This window comes from Kingella negevensis, assembly GCF_030177895.1.
GTDB classification, from domain to species: domain Bacteria; phylum Pseudomonadota; class Gammaproteobacteria; order Burkholderiales; family Neisseriaceae; genus Kingella_C; species Kingella_C negevensis.
The window spans coordinates 1,991,663-2,007,131 of record NZ_CP123448.1 but is presented as its reverse complement, the minus strand read 5'-3'; the positions used below and the strand labels follow the sequence as shown (position 1 = coordinate 2,007,131).

The window sequence follows — 15,469 nt, the reverse complement described above, 5'->3', positions numbered from 1 at the left end:
GAAAGGAAACCCATGAAATTCATCATTCGCGCAGACGCCAGTTTACAAATCGGTAGCGGACACATCATGCGCTGCTTAACGCTCGCCAAAACCTTGCGCGAAAATGGGCATTTCGTGCAATTTATCACACGCGAACACGTTGGTCATTTGGCAGATTTTGTGCGCGAACAAGGCTTTGAATGCGTGTTACTGCCTAAATTTTCAGGCAGCCTGCAAACCGAAAACGAACCCCAATTTCCCCATTCCGCATGGCTCGGCACAACGCAAGCGCAAGATATTGCCGATTGCGAAACGCACATTCGCGCCTTGTCGCCCGACTGGATTATCGCCGACCATTACGCGCTTTCCGCGATTTGGCAGAACGCCGCTAAAAATATTTTTGGCAGCAAAATCATGGTGATAGACGATTTGCACGACCGCCCACACACTGCCGATTTGCTGCTTGACCAAAACCACGCCCACACCGCGCAAGATTACGCCCACTTGCTGCCTGAAACCTGCCGCGTGTTGGCTGACACACGATACGCGCTGTTGCGTGATGAATTTGCGACATTCCGCGAAACCAGTTTAGCGCGAAGAAAAACCGTTTCAGGCAGCCTGCAAACGCAAAATGTGTTAATCAATTTAGGCGGCGTAGACAAAGACAATTACACGCTATCTATATTGAAATCATTGAAAAAACAAAATTCAGGCAGCCTGAAAATTACCATAGTTATGGGCAAAACCGCGCCCCACATCAACAGCATTCGCCAATTCGCCGAAACCGCACCGTTTGAGTGCCAAGTGCTTGTAAACGCAAACAATATGGCGGAACTGATGGCGCAAGCCGATTGGGCGATTGGCGCGGCTGGCAGCACATCTTGGGAGCGTTGCTGTTTGGGTTTGCCGACTTTGCTGCTGGTTATTGCCGACAATCAACGCACGATTGCGGAGCAATTACAACAAGTTGGCGCGGCGATTTCGCTACATGCGCAGGAAATTGATACGCCGAAATTTGCCGAATGCGTGGCGCATTTCAGGCAGCCTGAAAATTTGGCGCAAATGTCGGAAAAGGCCGCGCGTTTGTGTGATGAGCTTGGTGCGAAACGTGTCGCGCAACACATTGAAGATTTAACGAAAAACGCGGATTTCGCCAACATTCGCCGCGCCACATTGGACGATTGCCGCCAAATTTTTGAATGGCGCAATCATGTTGATATTCGGAAATTTATGTTTAACACCGATGAATTGATTTGGGAAAATCACGCGGCTTGGTTTGCGAAACAGTTGGGCAATCCTGACTTTATCATGTTGATTTATCAAGTGAATGGTGTCGCGCAAGGTTATGTGAGTTTTACGCACCAATCAGAAAATATTTGGGAATGGGGTTTCTATCTCGCGCCAACGTGTTCGCGTGGACAAGGTTCACGCATGGGGCGGCTGGCTTTGGCGTGGGCGTTTGCGGAATTGGGCGCAGCAAAAATTACCGGGCAAGTTTTACCGCACAATATCGCTAGTTTGAAATTGCATGAAAAGCTGGGATTTTTCAGGCTGCCTGAAAAAGATAATGTGGTGCAATTTGAATTACTGGCGGATAAGTTTTTGTTTTAATTATTATGCGAATGCAGCTTAGAATATAAAATATTTATTTTGATTCAAATTACAGAAGGAATGAAAAATGGCAAACAACGAAATCACTTTTGAAGACTATGTTAAAAAGATTTTAGGTGAAGACATTTTTAATAAAGGTGCTTGTCCTGACCAATATGTTGGAAAATTAAAAGAGCTAAAAGATGGTTTCAAAAGAGAAATATCTAAAAAACATATTGAAGACTCATACAAAATCATTGTTATACTTGAATCCTCGCATAAAGATGAATATGAAGATGATAGAAATAAACTCGCTCCAGCAAAAGGGAAAACAGGTAAAAACATTAGAAAATATTAAGTCTAAAAATTATTCTATTTTTCTTATTAATCTTATTCAATACCAATGTTTAAAGGGAGAAACAAATCGTTCTAAAACAAAAAAAGTGTTTCAGAGAATTATGGCGTAATATAATAGAGGAAAAGAATGTTTTAATAACCGCCTAGAAAAAAATACAGACATTATTATTAACGCGTGTACATTTGGGCTAAATAATCTTATTGAAACACAATTAAAAAACAGTACTAATGAAAATATAAAGAATGCCGAAAGACATAAATTAAGACACCCTTCTGCTTGGTGCGATAACTATATTTCAACTTTAAAAAATAAGACGCCTGAAAAATCTCCCCGCACCTTTCAGGCTGCCTTGCCCAAAAAACCATAATTTGCTACTATGCGCCATTGCATTAAGAGTTGGGAATTCCATGCCAACCTGCTGTTCAAAAAGAGCAGTAAGGTGGACGGTTTAAAATAAACCGATGTGGCTCACAAGAGCAATCCAAACCCGCTTAATGCGGGAATTTTTTTGTCTATCGCAAACAAAACAAATTCCAACGCAGCCTGAAAACAATTTTCAGGCTGCGTGAAACTTATCTTTATATTAATTAAAGGAAAAAACATGAGCGAATATCTATTCACATCAGAATCCGTGTCAGAAGGTCACCCAGACAAAGTTGCTGACCAAATTTCAGACGCAATCTTAGACGCAATTTTCGCGCAAGACCCCAAAGCCCGCGTTGCCGCAGAAACTTTGGTTGCAACTGATTTGTGCGTATTGGCAGGCGAAATCACCACCACCGCAAAAGTGGACTACGAACAAGTTGCCCGCGAAACCGTGCGCAAAATCGGTTATAACGACCCAAAATTAGGCTTCGCTGCTGACACTTTCAAATTAGTGCTGAACTACGGCGAACAATCGCCAGACATCGCCCAAGGCGTGAACGAAGGCGAAGGCTTAGACCTGAACCAAGGCGCAGGCGACCAAGGCTTAATGTTCGGCTACGCATGCGATGAAACCCCAGCATTAATGCCATTTGCTATTTACTACAGCCACCGCTTAATGCAACGCCAAAGCGAAGTACGCAAAAGCGGCTTATTGCCATGGTTGCGCCCTGATGCCAAAGCTCAATTAACCGTTGCATACGACCACGAAACAGGTCGCGTAACCCGCATTGACACCGTGGTTTTATCCACGCAACACGACGAATCCATCAGCCACGAAGATTTGTGCGCGGCGGTGAAAGAACACATCATTTTCCCCGTGTTGCCAAAAGACTTGATTACGCCCGAAACCAAATACTTCATCAACCCAACAGGCTCGTTCATCATCGGCGGCCCGCAAGGCGACTGCGGTTTGACAGGTCGCAAAATCATTGTGGACACTTACGGCGGTGCAGCCCCACACGGCGGCGGCGCGTTCTCTGGTAAAGACCCAAGCAAAGTGGACCGCTCTGCGGCTTATGCTTGCCGCTATGTGGCGAAAAACATCGTGGCGGCTGGTTTGGCGACACAATGCCAAATTCAAGTGTCTTACGCGATTGGTATCGCTGAGCCAACTTCTATTTCTGTGGACACCTTCGGCACAGGTAAATTGAACGAAGCAGCATTGATTAAATTGGTGCGCGAACACTTTGATTTGCGTCCAAAAGGCATTATTCAAATGCTGGATTTGCTACGCCCGATTTACAGCAAATCTGCTGCTTACGGACACTTTGGTCGTGAAGAACCTGAGTTTACTTGGGAACGTACCGACAAAGCGGCTGAATTGAAAAAAGCGGCTGGGTTGTAATCAAATCCAAAACGCAGCCTGAAAATGTTTTCAGGCTGCGTTTTGCATGGAAAAAATATGGATTATTCATTTACGGGCAAAGTAGAAATTGAACTTGATGGCGAATATCAGGATTTCACAAATGATGATTTTATTCGTTTAGCAGGTGCGCCTGATGGAGCGAAATTAATCGTAAAAGATTATGATTTATATACCGAACACGATTTTTTTGAAGACCCTATCTGGCAACAAATTCGTTATGACGAAGATGATAATATTTCATTATATTTTTACACTAGATTATTAGTTTTAAAGTCAGAATATCACAATCAGAAATTTGTAACACAAATGCTACAAAATCAAATCAAAAAAGCCACAGAGCTAGGGCTAATGACATTTTAGCTATAATTTCAACCAAATCAAAGCACAAGCTAATGACACGGTACTTTCATAATTACGTTTTAATTTATCGTACCGTGTTGCCAGCGCACGAAAATGCTTTAATCGTGCAAAAGCGTTTTCTACCAAGTGCCTGATTTTATATAAATACCAATCTGTGTCCACATTAAGATGTTCTCTATTTTTCTTATATGGAATATTGGCTTTACTTTGTTTAGAATGAATTAACCGACGAAAAGTATCACTGTCAAAACCTCTATCAGCACACACGGTTTCATTATCACTTAAGTCCAATTGTGCCAATAAATCAGGCCCAACAACAATATCATTTACATTACCAGCTGTAATCATAAATTCAATTGGATTACCACAAGCATCAACCGCTAAATGAATTTTAGACGTATGACCTCCGATACTCTTACCGACAGCTTGATGCACAATGGATTTTTTACCCATGCCGTGTTGATGAACACGGATATGACTACCGTCCATAAAGACCCATTCCATATCGGGTGTATCTGCCAAATGTTTAAATAATTTGGTAAAAATACCGCGTTTAGACCAGCGATTGAAACTTTGGTAAAGGCTGTTTGCTTTACCAAAATAACTAGGTATATCAGCCCATTGGCAGCCTGTACGTAAGCGAAACAGGATACCTTCTACTGTTTTGCGTAAATTTTTCTTGCGATAAATGCCAAGCTGTTTCAAAATAGGCAACAGTCTTGACCATGTTTCATTTGTAAGCGTGTTTCGGGACATGGCAAAGGTTTAGGATGGTTGTATGGAAACAATATCTTATATCCTTTGCCTCTTTTTTTGAATTGTCAATAGCCCCTAGGCTTTAGTTACTTTTATTTGTATGCAGATGGAGGCGCCAATCAAGATTTAAATGGCTGTTATTCATGGGCTAGATTAGGCTTTAATGCCCCTATTCCTCAAGGCTTGCATTTACCTGATTTTTTAAGAAATTGCGAAGATATTTTGGATATTGTTTCAAATGAAGAGGGAGCAAAATGGTGGAAAGAGAATGGCATTCCTGTTAATATGGAATTTGATTTATCCACCAATAGCAAATCCATGAAATATTTTGAAAAATATGTTCAGAACAAATGATTGGAATAAAAATGAAAAATATTAAACGTATACCACCACGCGTTAATCCTACTGAGTTGCATGAATTATCAATGAAAATATTACTTCGTGCTCTGGAGCAAGGAGAGCCAGAAAAAGGTAACAATATTGACCATCGTGTAGCACAAATTCAATACAAAATTGCTCTACGTTATAGATGCAACGGCTTATTATAAAATTCCTTTTCAGGCTACATTTATATTCAAACGCAGCCTGAAACCTTTACTAAACCCAAAGAAAGACCCTCCATGATTGCCAAACAACTCTTTGAAGAAACTGCTAACAAAATCAGCGAAACCCTAGCCAACAGCCCAGTGAAAGACATAGAAAAAAACGCCAAAGCCATGATGAGCAGCGCGTTCAACAAAATGGACTTGGTTACACGCGAAGAATTTGACGTTCAACAACAAATCTTAATCAAAACACGCATGAAACTGGTTGAATTAGAAGCCAAAATCGCCGAGCTAGAAACCAAACTCAGCGATTTAGCCGACAGCAAAACCCCGTCTAAAAGCAAAAAATAAGGCAGCCTGAATGAGTTTTGCTGCCGTAAACAGCCGCGCCTTAAATGGCATGAACGCACCGTTGGTCGAAGTGGAAGTCCACCTTGCCAACGGTTTGCCGCAATTTAACATTGTCGGATTGCCAGACACCGAAGTGAAAGAAAGCCGCGACCGCGTTCGCGCTGCCATTATCCAAAGCGGTTTCGATTTTCCAGCGCAAAAAATCACCGTCAATCTCGCGCCAGCCGATTTACCCAAAGAATCCGCCCGTTTTGACTTGCCGATTGCCGTGGGCATTTTGGCAGCGTCCGCACAAATCGCGCCCGATGTGTTGGCAGACTATGAATTTGCAGGCGAACTAGCCCTTTCAGGCGCATTGCGACCCGTTCGCGGTGCGTTGGCAATGGCGTGGCAAGGCAAACAAGCCAACCGCGCATTTTTGTTGCCGCAAGACAACGCCGCTTCCGCCGCCGTGATTGACGGCATTCGCGTGTATGGCGCACGCAGCCTGAACGAAGTTGCCGCGCATTTAAACGGCACAAAACCCCTGTCATACCAAAAAATTACCGAAGATTTCAGGCAACCTGAAAATATCACGCTGCCTGATTTGCGTGATGTGAAAGGGCAACACACCGCGCGATTGGCGTTGGAACTTGCCGCAGCAGGCGGACACAGCTTGTTAATGCTCGGCCCTCCGGGAACAGGCAAATCCATGTTGGCACAACGCTTGCCGTCTATCTTGCCACCGCTTTCCGATGAAGAATTGCTGGAAACTTGGGCGTTGCGTTCCTTGCTGCCCAACTTTTCAGGCAGCCTGAAACACGATTCACGCCGACCATTCCGCAGTCCGCACCATTCCGCCAGTTCAGCCGCGTTGGTTGGCGGTGGCTCAGACCCGAAACCCGGCGAAATTTCATTAGCGCACAACGGCGTTTTGTTTTTAGACGAGCTGCCTGAATTTGACCGTAAGGTGTTGGAAATGCTGCGCGAACCATTAGAAAGTGGCGAAATTCACATTTCACGCGCCAGTCGTCAGGCGACTTATCCTGCGAAATTTCAATTAGTTGCAGCAATGAACCCGTGTCCGTGCGGCTATTTGGGGCACCCTGCCAAACCGTGCCGTTGCACGCCCGATGCGGTGCAACGATACCGCGATAGAATTTCTGGTCCTCTGCTCGATCGCATTGATTTGACAATTGAAGTGCCTGCGTTGCCTGCAGCAGATTTGGTCAGCGCGCAAATGGGCGAAGACAGCGCAACAGTGTTGCAACGCGTTCAGGCTGCGCGCGCAAAGCAGTTTCAGCGACAAAGCAAAACCAATGCGGCACTCAATCCAACGGAATTGGATACGGTGGCAAACATCAGCGCGGAAGCGAAAAATGCGTTGGGCGAAATGCTGGAAAAACTGAGTTTGTCGGCGCGGAGTTTTCATCGTATTTTGCGCGTGGCGCGGACGTTGGCGGATTTAGCTGGCGATGATGTGGTAACGCGGGTGCATGTTTTGCGGGCGATTGGGTTTAGACGGGCGTTGTAATTTTGTGAAAGTAAACACGCGTTTAGCAATATTTGATAAAATGCGCGATTTAGTTTTCAGGCTGCCTGAAAACTGTTTTTTAATATTTTTCAAAGGGCAAACTGATGTATTCTCAGAAACAACAGGGTAATGGTCTGCTCAGTTTTATGTTGGGTTCTGTCGCTTTGCTGATTATGTTGGTGGTGTTGGTGCTCACGCTGGACAATGGTGACCACAATTTTAAAAAGCCTCACCCCGCCGCGAAAATGATGGAAAAGCCTGCTACGGAAACTTTAACGCCGATGGGGGCATCAAATAGCCAACAACATGCGCTGAAGCAAGATGAAACGGAAACGCAAGAAAATCTGGCTGCAAGCGAAGTTGTGAAAACGCCTGTCAAAAAACCTTTGAAATTGGTTAAAGAGACTAAAAAAGAACCTAAACCAGCCGATACGATGATTGACCCCGTTTTGGGTGCAGCAACTGAACAGCCTGAAACGGTGCAACCGCGTAAATCTCGCCGTAATCGTTTGCAGCCTGAAAATACCGAATTGGAAATAGTTGCTGCGGAAAATCCTGCGGAAACGCGCCGTGAAGCACGTAGTAAAAAACGCTTGGAAGAGGCGGCTGCAAGAAAAGCGGCTGCGGAAGAAAAACTGGCTCTTGAGCAATCTCGTCGTGAAGAGCAAGTGAAAAAAGAAGTTGCTGAAGCGCGTGTTCAACCAGAGAAAAAGAAAAAAACGCATGAGCCTGCGCCTGTGATTGATGGCACAAAAGCGGAATCAGTGGCTAAAAAGCAGCCTAAAAACAAAAAAGCTGAAACAACCAATAAAAATGCACAAGTAAGCATTCAAGCTGGGGCTTATCACAAACGTGAAATGGCTGAAGCGCAAAGTGCTAAACTGGCTGAAATGGGTGTTAAAACCAAAATTGTTTCTGTTCAAAATGGCAAACGAACCATTTACCGCGTTCAAACGGATATGTTGAAAGGCAAAAATGCGGATAAAACACTTCAAAAATTGCACGAAAATGGTGTGAAAACCTATACTCATCAACAACAATAAACTTTTAGGAAAGATTATGAAATACAAAAAATTATTTTTAGCAGCAGCGTTGTCTTTTGGTTTGGCTGCGCCTGCTATGGCTTTGACTGAAGGCGAAGATTACATCTTGATGCCTGTTGAAGTTGCACCTGTGCAAAAAGACAAAATTGAAGTAACCGAGTTTTATGCTTACTGGTGCCCACACTGTGCGGAGCTGTACCCTGAGATTTCAAAACACGCTAAAACATTCCCTTCTGATACCGTTTGGCGTTTAGAACACATCGTTTGGGAGCCTCAGCGCGACATGACTTTGGCGCGTTTGGCAGCCGCTATCAAACAAACCAATCAAGCAGAACAAGCTGATGGCGTGATTTTTGATGCGTTGATAACCAAACGTTTGCCGTTGTATGAGCCTGAAGCATTAAACCAATGGTTACAAACGCAAACCGCATTTGATGGCAAAAAAGTTTTAGCTGCATACAATTCATTCAGCAATGAACCTGCCGCGAAACAAATGGCTGTTTGGACGGAAGAATACGGCATTAGTGGTACCCCAACCGTTGTTGTGGGTGGCAAATACAAAGTAATTTTTAAATCTGACTACGCTGCTGGCATGAAAACGATTGATGATTTGATTGCTAAAGTACGCCAAGAGCGCGGTATGCCTGCACCTTCTGCAAAAGCTGTTTCTGCTGCGTCTGCAGATGCTAGCCAACCTGCCGCTGCTGCAGCAAAACCCGTAAAAAGCTGGGGCGCACGTTTGGTGCAAGCGGCTAACCAATAATGTAGCCTAATCTATCAGGCAGCCTGAAAATCTTTTTCAGGCTGCCTGAAACTGTTTTTTTAGAGAAATAAAATGGATATTGTGATTTTGATGAAAGCCCTGTTTCTGGGCATTGTGGAAGGCATCACTGAATTTTTGCCGATTTCCAGCACAGGGCATTTAATCGTATCTGAAAGTTTGATTGGCTTTCATAATCAAAGCGAGGCTTTTGATATTGTGATTCAGTTGGGTGCGATTTTAGCGGTGATTTACGAATATCGCCAACGTTTCGCACACGTCATCACGCACATTGGTCGCGACAGCAACGCCAATAAATTTGTGCTGAATTTAGCCATCGCCTTTATCCCTGCCGCCGTGATGGGATTGCTGTTTCACAAAATCATCAAAGGCGCATTGTTCAGCCCATTAGTAGTCGCAACAACGCTGGTGATTGGCGGTTTCTTGATGCTGTGGATTGAAAAACGCACCATCAATCGTGAGCCAAAAGTGAAAAACGTTGATAATATGCGTCCAATTGACGCGCTGATGGTTGGTTTAGCGCAAGTGTTGGCGTTGATTCCTGGCACTTCACGTTCAGGCAGTACCATCATGGGCGGTATGCTGTGGGGCATCGACCGCAAAGCGGCAACAGAATTTTCATTTTTCCTAGCCGTTCCCATGATGGTCGCTGCTTCTGGTTACGACATCTATAAAAACTGGGAAAATTTCACTGCAGACAGCATCGGCATCATTGCAGTAGGCTTTGTGATGGCATTCATTTCAGGTTTGGTTGCCGTGAAAGCCTTGCTGAAATTTGTGTCTACCAAAAACTACGTCCCCTTCGCTTACTACCGCATCATTTTCGGCGCACTCATCTGGCTAACTGCCGTCATGGGCTGGGTAAAATGGGATTGATTTAAAACAAGACCACTAAAAAAATCTCCTCTTCCCTATTCTCAGCAGACTGAATTTAGGCGAAAATACGCAATATTTGTCAAAGATAGAATTCAGTTTATAAAGAAAGCATGTGATATGACCTTAAATGAAATTACAACTGCGCTTGCCAAACTAAAAGGCGTGCTAGGTGTAGCGATTGTCGATGCCAGCAGCGGCATGATGATGGCATACAGCACATCCCCAGGCTCTAGCTTTGACTTGGAAATTGCCTCAGCTGGTTGCGTAGACATTATTCGAGCAAAATCAAAAATTCTTAAAATGGTTCAGATTGACGATGTTATCCACGATATTCAAGTGAACATGTACAAACAAATCCACCTCATCTGTCCCTGCTCCGAAAAAGAAAACACCTTTATCTATCTGGTTGCAGACCGCGCAACGGCTAATATCTCCATTTGTCGCCGTTCCGTATTTGCCGCAGAAAAATTAGTCGATTTTTAACCAAACCGCCGTTTCAGGCAGCCTGAAACGGCGTTTTATATTGCAAACCCAAAAAACATGAAAACACTTCCCAAACGCACACTCTCAGTCGCGCCCATGCTGGACTGGACAGACCGCCACTACCGCTACATGGCACGCCAAATCACACGCCATACATGGCTCTACACCGAAATGGTAAACGCAGGCGCGATTGTGTATGGCGACCCAGACCGCTTTTTGCACCGCAACGAATGCGAAAACCCAGTCGCCTTGCAACTGGGCGGCAGCGAACCCAAATTGCTCGCCAACGCCAGCGCAAAAGCCGCAGAATACGGCTACGATGAAATCAACCTAAACTGCGGCTGCCCCAGCCCACGCGTCCAAAAAGGCGCGTTTGGCGCGTGTTTGATGAACGAAGTCGAACTCGTTTCAAACTGCCTGAACGCCATGCAAGACGCTGCGCCTGATTACGCCGTAACCATCAAACACCGAATCGGTTTAGACAAACAAACCGAATACGAGCCGCTTGCCGAATTTGTTGGCACACTACGCGACAAAACCCCCTGCCGCACTTTCATCGTCCACGCACGCAACGCATGGCTAGACGGCTTGTCGCCCAAAGAAAACCGTGATATTCCACCTTTGCGATACGATTACGTTTATCGCCTAAAAAACGAGTTCCCCGATTTAGAAATTCTGATTAACGGCGGTGTGAAAACCAATGAAGAAATCGCCGAACACTTGCGCCATGTTGATGGCGTGATGGTTGGGCGCGAAGCCTATCACAACCCCATGATAATGCAGCATTGGGACAGCCTATTTTATGGCGACACGCAGCCTGAAATCACATACGAAGCCCTAGTGCAACGTCTGTATGAATACGCGCAAATTCAGCTTGCAGCAGGACGCGGCAGCATTTTGCGACACATGGTTCGCCATTATCTCGGCATTATGCACGGCTTGAACGGCGCACGTGTTTGGCGACATATTTTGTCTGATGCAGAGCAACTGAAACCTAATCGCCCTGAATTGATTTTGGAAGCGTGGGAACATGTGGCTCGCAGCCTGAAAGATTAAGAAATTGTTGTAGGGTGTGCTCCATTTTCAGGCTGCGTAACACCCCAAAACGCAGCCTGAAAAAATGTAAATTTGATTTAAAACATTGTAGCCCATGTTAGCAAGCGTTAAAATTCGCGCCTAACTATTTTTGAGCAAAAGATATGAAAGCCATTGGCGAAATTCTTCCTTTAGCCCATGTTGTGTTAGACATGGAAACCACCAGCAAAAAACGACTCTTTGAGCAAGTGGCGCAACTGATTGCCACCGAAAGCGAATTATCGCAAACCGATATTTTTGACTGCCTGTTTGCTCGTGAACGACTGGGTTCAACAGGTTTGGGACACGGTGTCGCCATGCCGCACGGTCGCCACGCCAGCATTCAGGCTGCCACGGGCGCGTTTATCCGCCTGAAAACGCCTGTGAATTTTGATGCACCCGACAATATTCCTGTTTCATTGGTGTTTGTGCTGCTCGTTCCCGAAGAAGCGACTAGCGAACATTTGGAAATTTTGTCGCACCTTGCCGCGAAGTTTGCCGATAAAGACACGCGTGAATCCTTGCTGCATTGCGATAGTGCGATGAAAGCATACGCGCTTTTAACCCAATAATTTTTCAGGCTGCCTTTATCTTCCAGGCAGCCTGAAAACACGTTTGCAGCCTGAAAATCGTCTGAAATCTTTGTTCGATAGGGACAAGTGTTATCCTTGTCCAAATTTCCGAAAGGGGAAATGGACAGGGATAAACCCTGTTCCTACCAAAAAATTTCACACACAAAAAAAAGGAAACCCTATGCCCAGCGTATCCGTGCGCCGACTCTACCAAGACAACCAGCAAAAACTCCAAATGTCGTGGACAGCAGGCACGGCAGGCAGCGACAACCGTATTGCGATTGACACCGACCGCCCTGCCCTCGCCCTAGTCGGACACCTAAACTTTATCCACCACAACCAAGTGCAAGTGTTAGGCGTTGCCGAAGTTGCCTATCTACAAAAACTGGAACAAGCCGAAAATCCCACCAGCTTAGACGAACTCTTCAACTTCCCGATGACGCTCGTGATTGTCGCCAACGATTTGCCCGTGCCGCCAAACTTGCGTGATTACTGCCACACGCACAACGTCCCCCTGCTCACGTCCAAGCTGGAAAGCCCGTATCTGATGGACGTTTTGCGAATTTATTTGCAGCGCGTGTTAGCGGTATCCACCGTCAAGCACGGTGTGTTTTTGGACGTGTATGAAATTGGCGTTTTACTCACAGGCGCGTCAGGCTTGGGCAAAAGCGAATTGGCGTTGGAACTGATTTCGCGCGGACACAGCTTAGTCGCCGATGATGCTGTGGAACTGCACCGCACCGCGCCCGAAGTATTGGAAGGACGTTGCCCCCCAATGTTGCGCGACTTTTTGGAAGTGCGCGGCTTGGGCGTATTGAACATCAGGCAAATGTTTGGCGAAACCAGCATTCGTCCCAAAAAACAACTCAAGTTAATCATCAACTTAGTCCCAGCTGATGATGATTACATGAAACAGCTAGACCGCTTGAGCATTCGCACGGAAACGGAAGCGATTTTGAACGTGAAAATCCGTTCGGTGATGTTGCCCGTTGCCGCAGGGCGAAACTTAGCGGTACTCGTGGAAGCTGCCGTCCGCAACTATATTTTGCAACTGCGCGGCAAAGACAGCACCAAGGAATTTATTGAACGCCATCAGGCGATGATGATGAAAGACGAAGAAATAGAACATGAAAATAATCTTGATTAGCGGTTTGTCGGGTTCAGGCAAAACCGTTGCACTAAATTTATTGGAAGACAGCGGCTTTTATTGTGTGGACAATTTGCCGCTCGCGCTGTTGCCCGAATTAGTCCGCTTGCATATTTCAGGCAGCCTGAAAACCAGCAAACTCGGGATTAGCGTAGATGTTCGTTCCAATTTGAATGTGGACAACGCACAAGCGTTAATCAAAGAATTGCGCGAACAGGGACACGAAGTAGAAATCCTGTTTTTAGAGGCGGCTGAAGATGTGCTGTTACGCCGTTTTTCTGAAACGCGCCGCAGCCACCCACTTGCCAACGAAAATATCACGCTGCCTGAAAGTCTGCATTATGAACGCGAATGGCTGCTGCCCCTGCGCGATTTAGCTTATTGTATCGATACGTCCAAACTCAACGCGCAACAACTGCGCCGCATGGTTGGACAATGGCTGAATGTGAGCCGTGAACGTCTGCTCGTCAGCATAGAATCGTTCGGGTTCAAGCATGGCGCGATGATGAACGCTGATTTTGTGTTTGATGTACGCAGTCTGCCCAATCCGTATTACGACCCAACGCTGCGCCCATTCAATGGCAAAGACAAACCCATTCAAGATTATTTGTCCCAGCAGCCTTTGATTGGCGAGATGATTGGCGATATTGAAACGTTCTTGCGCCGTTGGTTGCCGCGCATGGAAGACGAAAGCCGCAGTTATGTAACCGTGGGGATTGGCTGCACGGGCGGACAACATCGCTCGGTTTACATTGCGGAAACGCTGGGGAAATTATTGAGTGATGAATTTCAGGTGTTGGTGCGCCATCGTCAGCTTGATTCATAAATTTTCAGGCTGCAAAATCATTCAACAATCATGGGATAAATCCCATCTTACGAGTCTTACAAAAGTTTTCAGGCTGCATTTTGAAATCAAAATGCAGCCTGAAAACTTTTATCTACTTCGGCACAACTTGCAAAAACTCATTCAAATTATTCACAATTTCCGCCTCATTCAGCAAACCGTCCGAAATAAACGCCGCCAAAAAAATACTAATCAGCAGCCCAGACACCAGCCAATAAACCACATAAGCCAGCAACACACGCCAAATCGTTTGGCGGCTAACTACCGCAAAACCAGCCAGTTGCGCCCAAGCCGCCCACGCCGTCCAAATCCCTACCAAAGGCGCAAGCTCCTGAAACGGCAGCATAAAAATAGTTGGGATAACCAAAGCCTCAGTTGCCAAGGTATAACCCAAAAACGGAATTTTTGGGCTGCCATATTTATAGTGCAGCACATCAGTAACTGCACGCGTCAAAATCAGCCAACGCGTAACCGCCGCCACCAAACCAAACGCAAACGCGCCCCAAGAATGCCCCAAAATCGGCGCATAAGCCATCGCATTCGCCACGCCCACCGCCAACATTACCACCACAAAAACAGGCAGCCCATAAAAATACAATTCCGCAAACGGACGATAACGTAAACGCATCGCCTGAGTCGCGTCCACGCACAAATCCCATACATTCATCTTCATCATTCAGGCAGCCTGAAATCAATGCGAACAGCCGCAACCGCAGCTATGTTCATGCTCATCATCAAAACTTTCCGCCAACAAAGCCTCATAATCCCCACTTTCAATCAAGCTCACCAATTCCGCCAAACTGTCCGCGCCCTCCACCACATCGCACGGCTCGTTTTCAGGAAAATCAGGCGGCAACACACTTGCCGTATCATCGTACCACGCCAACCAATAACCATTTTCCGTTTCAAAAAATTCAGCATATTCAGGGACAACCGTTTCCGCACTCACATTCATACGCGCCGCAATTTCCGCTTGATAAGGCAAAGTTTCCATTTTTCATATTCCAATCGTTAAATTTTATAAGACTCGTTATTTTAACTGAAAACTCATTTCTTCTTCAAAGAACCCAAATAAATCGCCGCCGACTTTTCCGACATCTGTTTCATCATCACTCCCAAATAAAAACTTTCAGGCTACATTTCAGCAAACAAATGCAGCCTGAAAAACATTTTCAGGCTGCATTATTTGAATAAACCCCGTACACCTTGATAAATAGTATAGAGCAACATAAATGTTCCTAAAAACACAACAGCTGAAACACCATAAACACCCCCCCCAGCCCACACCTTTAAATATGCCCACAAATAAGCCGTCTATACCCGATTCAAACAAGCCCATAATTGCATAATAAAGCACCGTACCATTAAAAATAGCTACACCCACCGATTCCATAAAACCTCCCAT

At 45.5% G+C, this 15,469-nt stretch carries 19 protein-coding genes and 1 riboswitch; of the genes, 16 read left to right on the top strand and 3 right to left on the bottom strand.

Annotated elements, in window-relative coordinates:
* Positions 1-12 precede the first annotated feature (12 nt).
* The 4 genes from pseG (at position 13) to QEO93_RS10930 (ending at position 4,079) form a co-directional block, all read left to right on the top strand.
* Positions 13-1,590: a UDP-2,4-diacetamido-2,4,6-trideoxy-beta-L-altropyranose hydrolase gene (gene pseG, locus QEO93_RS10945; protein ID WP_032138202.1), complete on the top strand. Its 1,578-nt coding sequence runs from the start codon at positions 13-15 to the stop codon at positions 1,588-1,590.
* Between the two features lie 67 nt (positions 1,591-1,657).
* The gene (locus tag QEO93_RS10940) at positions 1,658-1,927 is read left to right on the top strand and encodes a hypothetical protein (protein WP_032138203.1); all 270 of its coding nucleotides are present in this window, start codon (positions 1,658-1,660) and stop codon (positions 1,925-1,927) included.
* 381 nt (positions 1,928-2,308) lie between these two features.
* A riboswitch (SAM-I-IV-variant riboswitch) is annotated at positions 2,309-2,422 on the top strand.
* 106 nt (positions 2,423-2,528) lie between these two features.
* Positions 2,529-3,698, top strand: a complete 1,170-nt coding sequence (gene metK / locus QEO93_RS10935; protein ID WP_032138204.1) for a methionine adenosyltransferase — start codon at positions 2,529-2,531, stop codon at positions 3,696-3,698.
* A 57-nt stretch (positions 3,699-3,755) separates the two neighbouring features.
* Entirely contained in the window at positions 3,756-4,079 is a 324-nt protein-coding gene (locus QEO93_RS10930) for a hypothetical protein (protein ID WP_143445723.1), read from the top strand.
* Here the strand turns inward: QEO93_RS10930 and QEO93_RS10925 are convergent, their stop codons facing one another.
* Positions 4,080-4,835, bottom strand: coding sequence for an IS5 family transposase (locus QEO93_RS10925; RefSeq protein ID WP_284627592.1), 756 nt, complete (start codon positions 4,833-4,835; stop codon positions 4,080-4,082).
* 96 nt (positions 4,836-4,931) lie between these two features.
* Here QEO93_RS10925 and QEO93_RS10920 point away from each other — a divergent pair, with 96 nt between their 5' ends.
* The 12 genes from QEO93_RS10920 to rapZ all read left to right on the top strand — a co-directional run bounded on the left by QEO93_RS10920 (position 4,932) and on the right by rapZ (position 14,046).
* Complete coding sequence (locus tag QEO93_RS10920; RefSeq protein ID WP_032136306.1) at positions 4,932-5,189, top strand: hypothetical protein; 258 nt, start codon at positions 4,932-4,934, stop codon at positions 5,187-5,189.
* 11 nt (positions 5,190-5,200) lie between these two features.
* Positions 5,201-5,383: a hypothetical protein gene (locus tag QEO93_RS10915; RefSeq protein WP_143445722.1), complete on the top strand. Its 183-nt coding sequence runs from the start codon at positions 5,201-5,203 to the stop codon at positions 5,381-5,383.
* Positions 5,384-5,455: 72 nt separating this feature from the next.
* Positions 5,456-5,731, top strand: coding sequence for an accessory factor UbiK family protein (locus QEO93_RS10910; RefSeq protein WP_032136307.1), 276 nt, complete (start codon positions 5,456-5,458; stop codon positions 5,729-5,731).
* Positions 5,732-5,741: 10 nt separating this feature from the next.
* Entirely contained in the window at positions 5,742-7,244 is a 1,503-nt protein-coding gene (locus QEO93_RS10905) for a YifB family Mg chelatase-like AAA ATPase (protein ID WP_032138051.1), read from the top strand.
* Between the two features lie 104 nt (positions 7,245-7,348).
* Entirely contained in the window at positions 7,349-8,287 is a 939-nt protein-coding gene (locus tag QEO93_RS10900; protein ID WP_081907045.1) for an SPOR domain-containing protein, read from the top strand.
* Positions 8,288-8,303: 16 nt separating this feature from the next.
* Positions 8,304-9,050, top strand: coding sequence for a thiol:disulfide interchange protein DsbA/DsbL (locus QEO93_RS10895; protein WP_032138053.1), 747 nt, complete (start codon positions 8,304-8,306; stop codon positions 9,048-9,050).
* A gap of 72 nt (positions 9,051-9,122) precedes the next feature.
* Complete coding sequence (locus QEO93_RS10890; RefSeq protein WP_032138054.1) at positions 9,123-9,944, top strand: undecaprenyl-diphosphate phosphatase; 822 nt, start codon at positions 9,123-9,125, stop codon at positions 9,942-9,944.
* Positions 9,945-10,061: 117 nt separating this feature from the next.
* Entirely contained in the window at positions 10,062-10,427 is a 366-nt protein-coding gene (locus tag QEO93_RS10885; protein WP_032138055.1) for a hypothetical protein, read from the top strand.
* A 57-nt stretch (positions 10,428-10,484) separates the two neighbouring features.
* Positions 10,485-11,483 (top strand): tRNA dihydrouridine(20/20a) synthase DusA, encoded by a 999-nt coding sequence (gene dusA / locus QEO93_RS10880; protein WP_032138056.1) that lies wholly within the window; start codon positions 10,485-10,487, stop codon positions 11,481-11,483.
* A 143-nt stretch (positions 11,484-11,626) separates the two neighbouring features.
* A complete protein-coding gene (gene ptsN, locus QEO93_RS10875; RefSeq protein ID WP_032138057.1) occupies positions 11,627-12,073 on the top strand; it encodes a PTS IIA-like nitrogen regulatory protein PtsN in 447 nt (148 codons plus the stop codon).
* 181 nt (positions 12,074-12,254) lie between these two features.
* Complete coding sequence (hprK, locus tag QEO93_RS10870) at positions 12,255-13,220, top strand: HPr(Ser) kinase/phosphatase (RefSeq protein WP_032138058.1); 966 nt, start codon at positions 12,255-12,257, stop codon at positions 13,218-13,220.
* Positions 13,201-14,046 carry an RNase adapter RapZ gene (gene rapZ, locus QEO93_RS10865; RefSeq protein ID WP_032138059.1) on the top strand — a complete coding sequence of 282 codons (846 nt, stop codon included), beginning with the start codon at positions 13,201-13,203 and terminating at the stop codon, positions 14,044-14,046. The genes hprK and rapZ overlap by 20 nt, the downstream gene beginning before the upstream one ends.
* Before the next feature lie 112 nt (positions 14,047-14,158).
* On the opposite strand, the gene QEO93_RS10860 is transcribed toward rapZ, so the two are convergent.
* Both QEO93_RS10860 and QEO93_RS10855 read right to left on the bottom strand, forming a co-directional pair.
* On the bottom strand, positions 14,159-14,740 hold the full coding sequence (locus tag QEO93_RS10860; RefSeq protein ID WP_032138060.1) for a hypothetical protein: 582 nt from the start codon (positions 14,738-14,740) through the stop codon (positions 14,159-14,161).
* A gap of 15 nt (positions 14,741-14,755) precedes the next feature.
* Positions 14,756-15,058 (bottom strand): hypothetical protein, encoded by a 303-nt coding sequence (locus QEO93_RS10855; RefSeq protein WP_032138061.1) that lies wholly within the window; start codon positions 15,056-15,058, stop codon positions 14,756-14,758.
* Positions 15,059-15,469: the final 411 nt, after the last annotated feature.

What these genes read in the sequence shown, in the direction of transcription:
- pseG (WP_032138202.1), top strand. Translation starts at nt 13, where the DNA reads ATGAAATTCATCATTCGCGCAGACGCCAGTTTACAAATCGGTAGCGGA.
- QEO93_RS10940 (WP_032138203.1), top strand. Translation starts at nt 1,658, where the DNA reads ATGGCAAACAACGAAATCACTTTTGAAGACTATGTTAAAAAGATTTTA.
- metK (WP_032138204.1), top strand. Translation starts at nt 2,529, where the DNA reads ATGAGCGAATATCTATTCACATCAGAATCCGTGTCAGAAGGTCACCCA.
- QEO93_RS10930 (WP_143445723.1), top strand. Translation starts at nt 3,756, where the DNA reads ATGGATTATTCATTTACGGGCAAAGTAGAAATTGAACTTGATGGCGAA.
- QEO93_RS10925 (WP_284627592.1), bottom strand. Translation starts at nt 4,835, where the DNA reads ATGTCCCGAAACACGCTTACAAATGAAACATGGTCAAGACTGTTGCCT.
- QEO93_RS10915 (WP_143445722.1), top strand. Translation starts at nt 5,201, where the DNA reads ATGAAAAATATTAAACGTATACCACCACGCGTTAATCCTACTGAGTTG.
- QEO93_RS10910 (WP_032136307.1), top strand. Translation starts at nt 5,456, where the DNA reads ATGATTGCCAAACAACTCTTTGAAGAAACTGCTAACAAAATCAGCGAA.
- QEO93_RS10905 (WP_032138051.1), top strand. Translation starts at nt 5,742, where the DNA reads ATGAGTTTTGCTGCCGTAAACAGCCGCGCCTTAAATGGCATGAACGCA.
- QEO93_RS10900 (WP_081907045.1), top strand. Translation starts at nt 7,349, where the DNA reads ATGTATTCTCAGAAACAACAGGGTAATGGTCTGCTCAGTTTTATGTTG.
- QEO93_RS10895 (WP_032138053.1), top strand. Translation starts at nt 8,304, where the DNA reads ATGAAATACAAAAAATTATTTTTAGCAGCAGCGTTGTCTTTTGGTTTG.
- QEO93_RS10890 (WP_032138054.1), top strand. Translation starts at nt 9,123, where the DNA reads ATGGATATTGTGATTTTGATGAAAGCCCTGTTTCTGGGCATTGTGGAA.
- QEO93_RS10885 (WP_032138055.1), top strand. Translation starts at nt 10,062, where the DNA reads ATGACCTTAAATGAAATTACAACTGCGCTTGCCAAACTAAAAGGCGTG.
- dusA (WP_032138056.1), top strand. Translation starts at nt 10,485, where the DNA reads ATGAAAACACTTCCCAAACGCACACTCTCAGTCGCGCCCATGCTGGAC.
- ptsN (WP_032138057.1), top strand. Translation starts at nt 11,627, where the DNA reads ATGAAAGCCATTGGCGAAATTCTTCCTTTAGCCCATGTTGTGTTAGAC.
- hprK (WP_032138058.1), top strand. Translation starts at nt 12,255, where the DNA reads ATGCCCAGCGTATCCGTGCGCCGACTCTACCAAGACAACCAGCAAAAA.
- rapZ (WP_032138059.1), top strand. Translation starts at nt 13,201, where the DNA reads ATGAAAATAATCTTGATTAGCGGTTTGTCGGGTTCAGGCAAAACCGTT.
- QEO93_RS10860 (WP_032138060.1), bottom strand. Translation starts at nt 14,740, where the DNA reads ATGATGAAGATGAATGTATGGGATTTGTGCGTGGACGCGACTCAGGCG.
- QEO93_RS10855 (WP_032138061.1), bottom strand. Translation starts at nt 15,058, where the DNA reads ATGGAAACTTTGCCTTATCAAGCGGAAATTGCGGCGCGTATGAATGTG.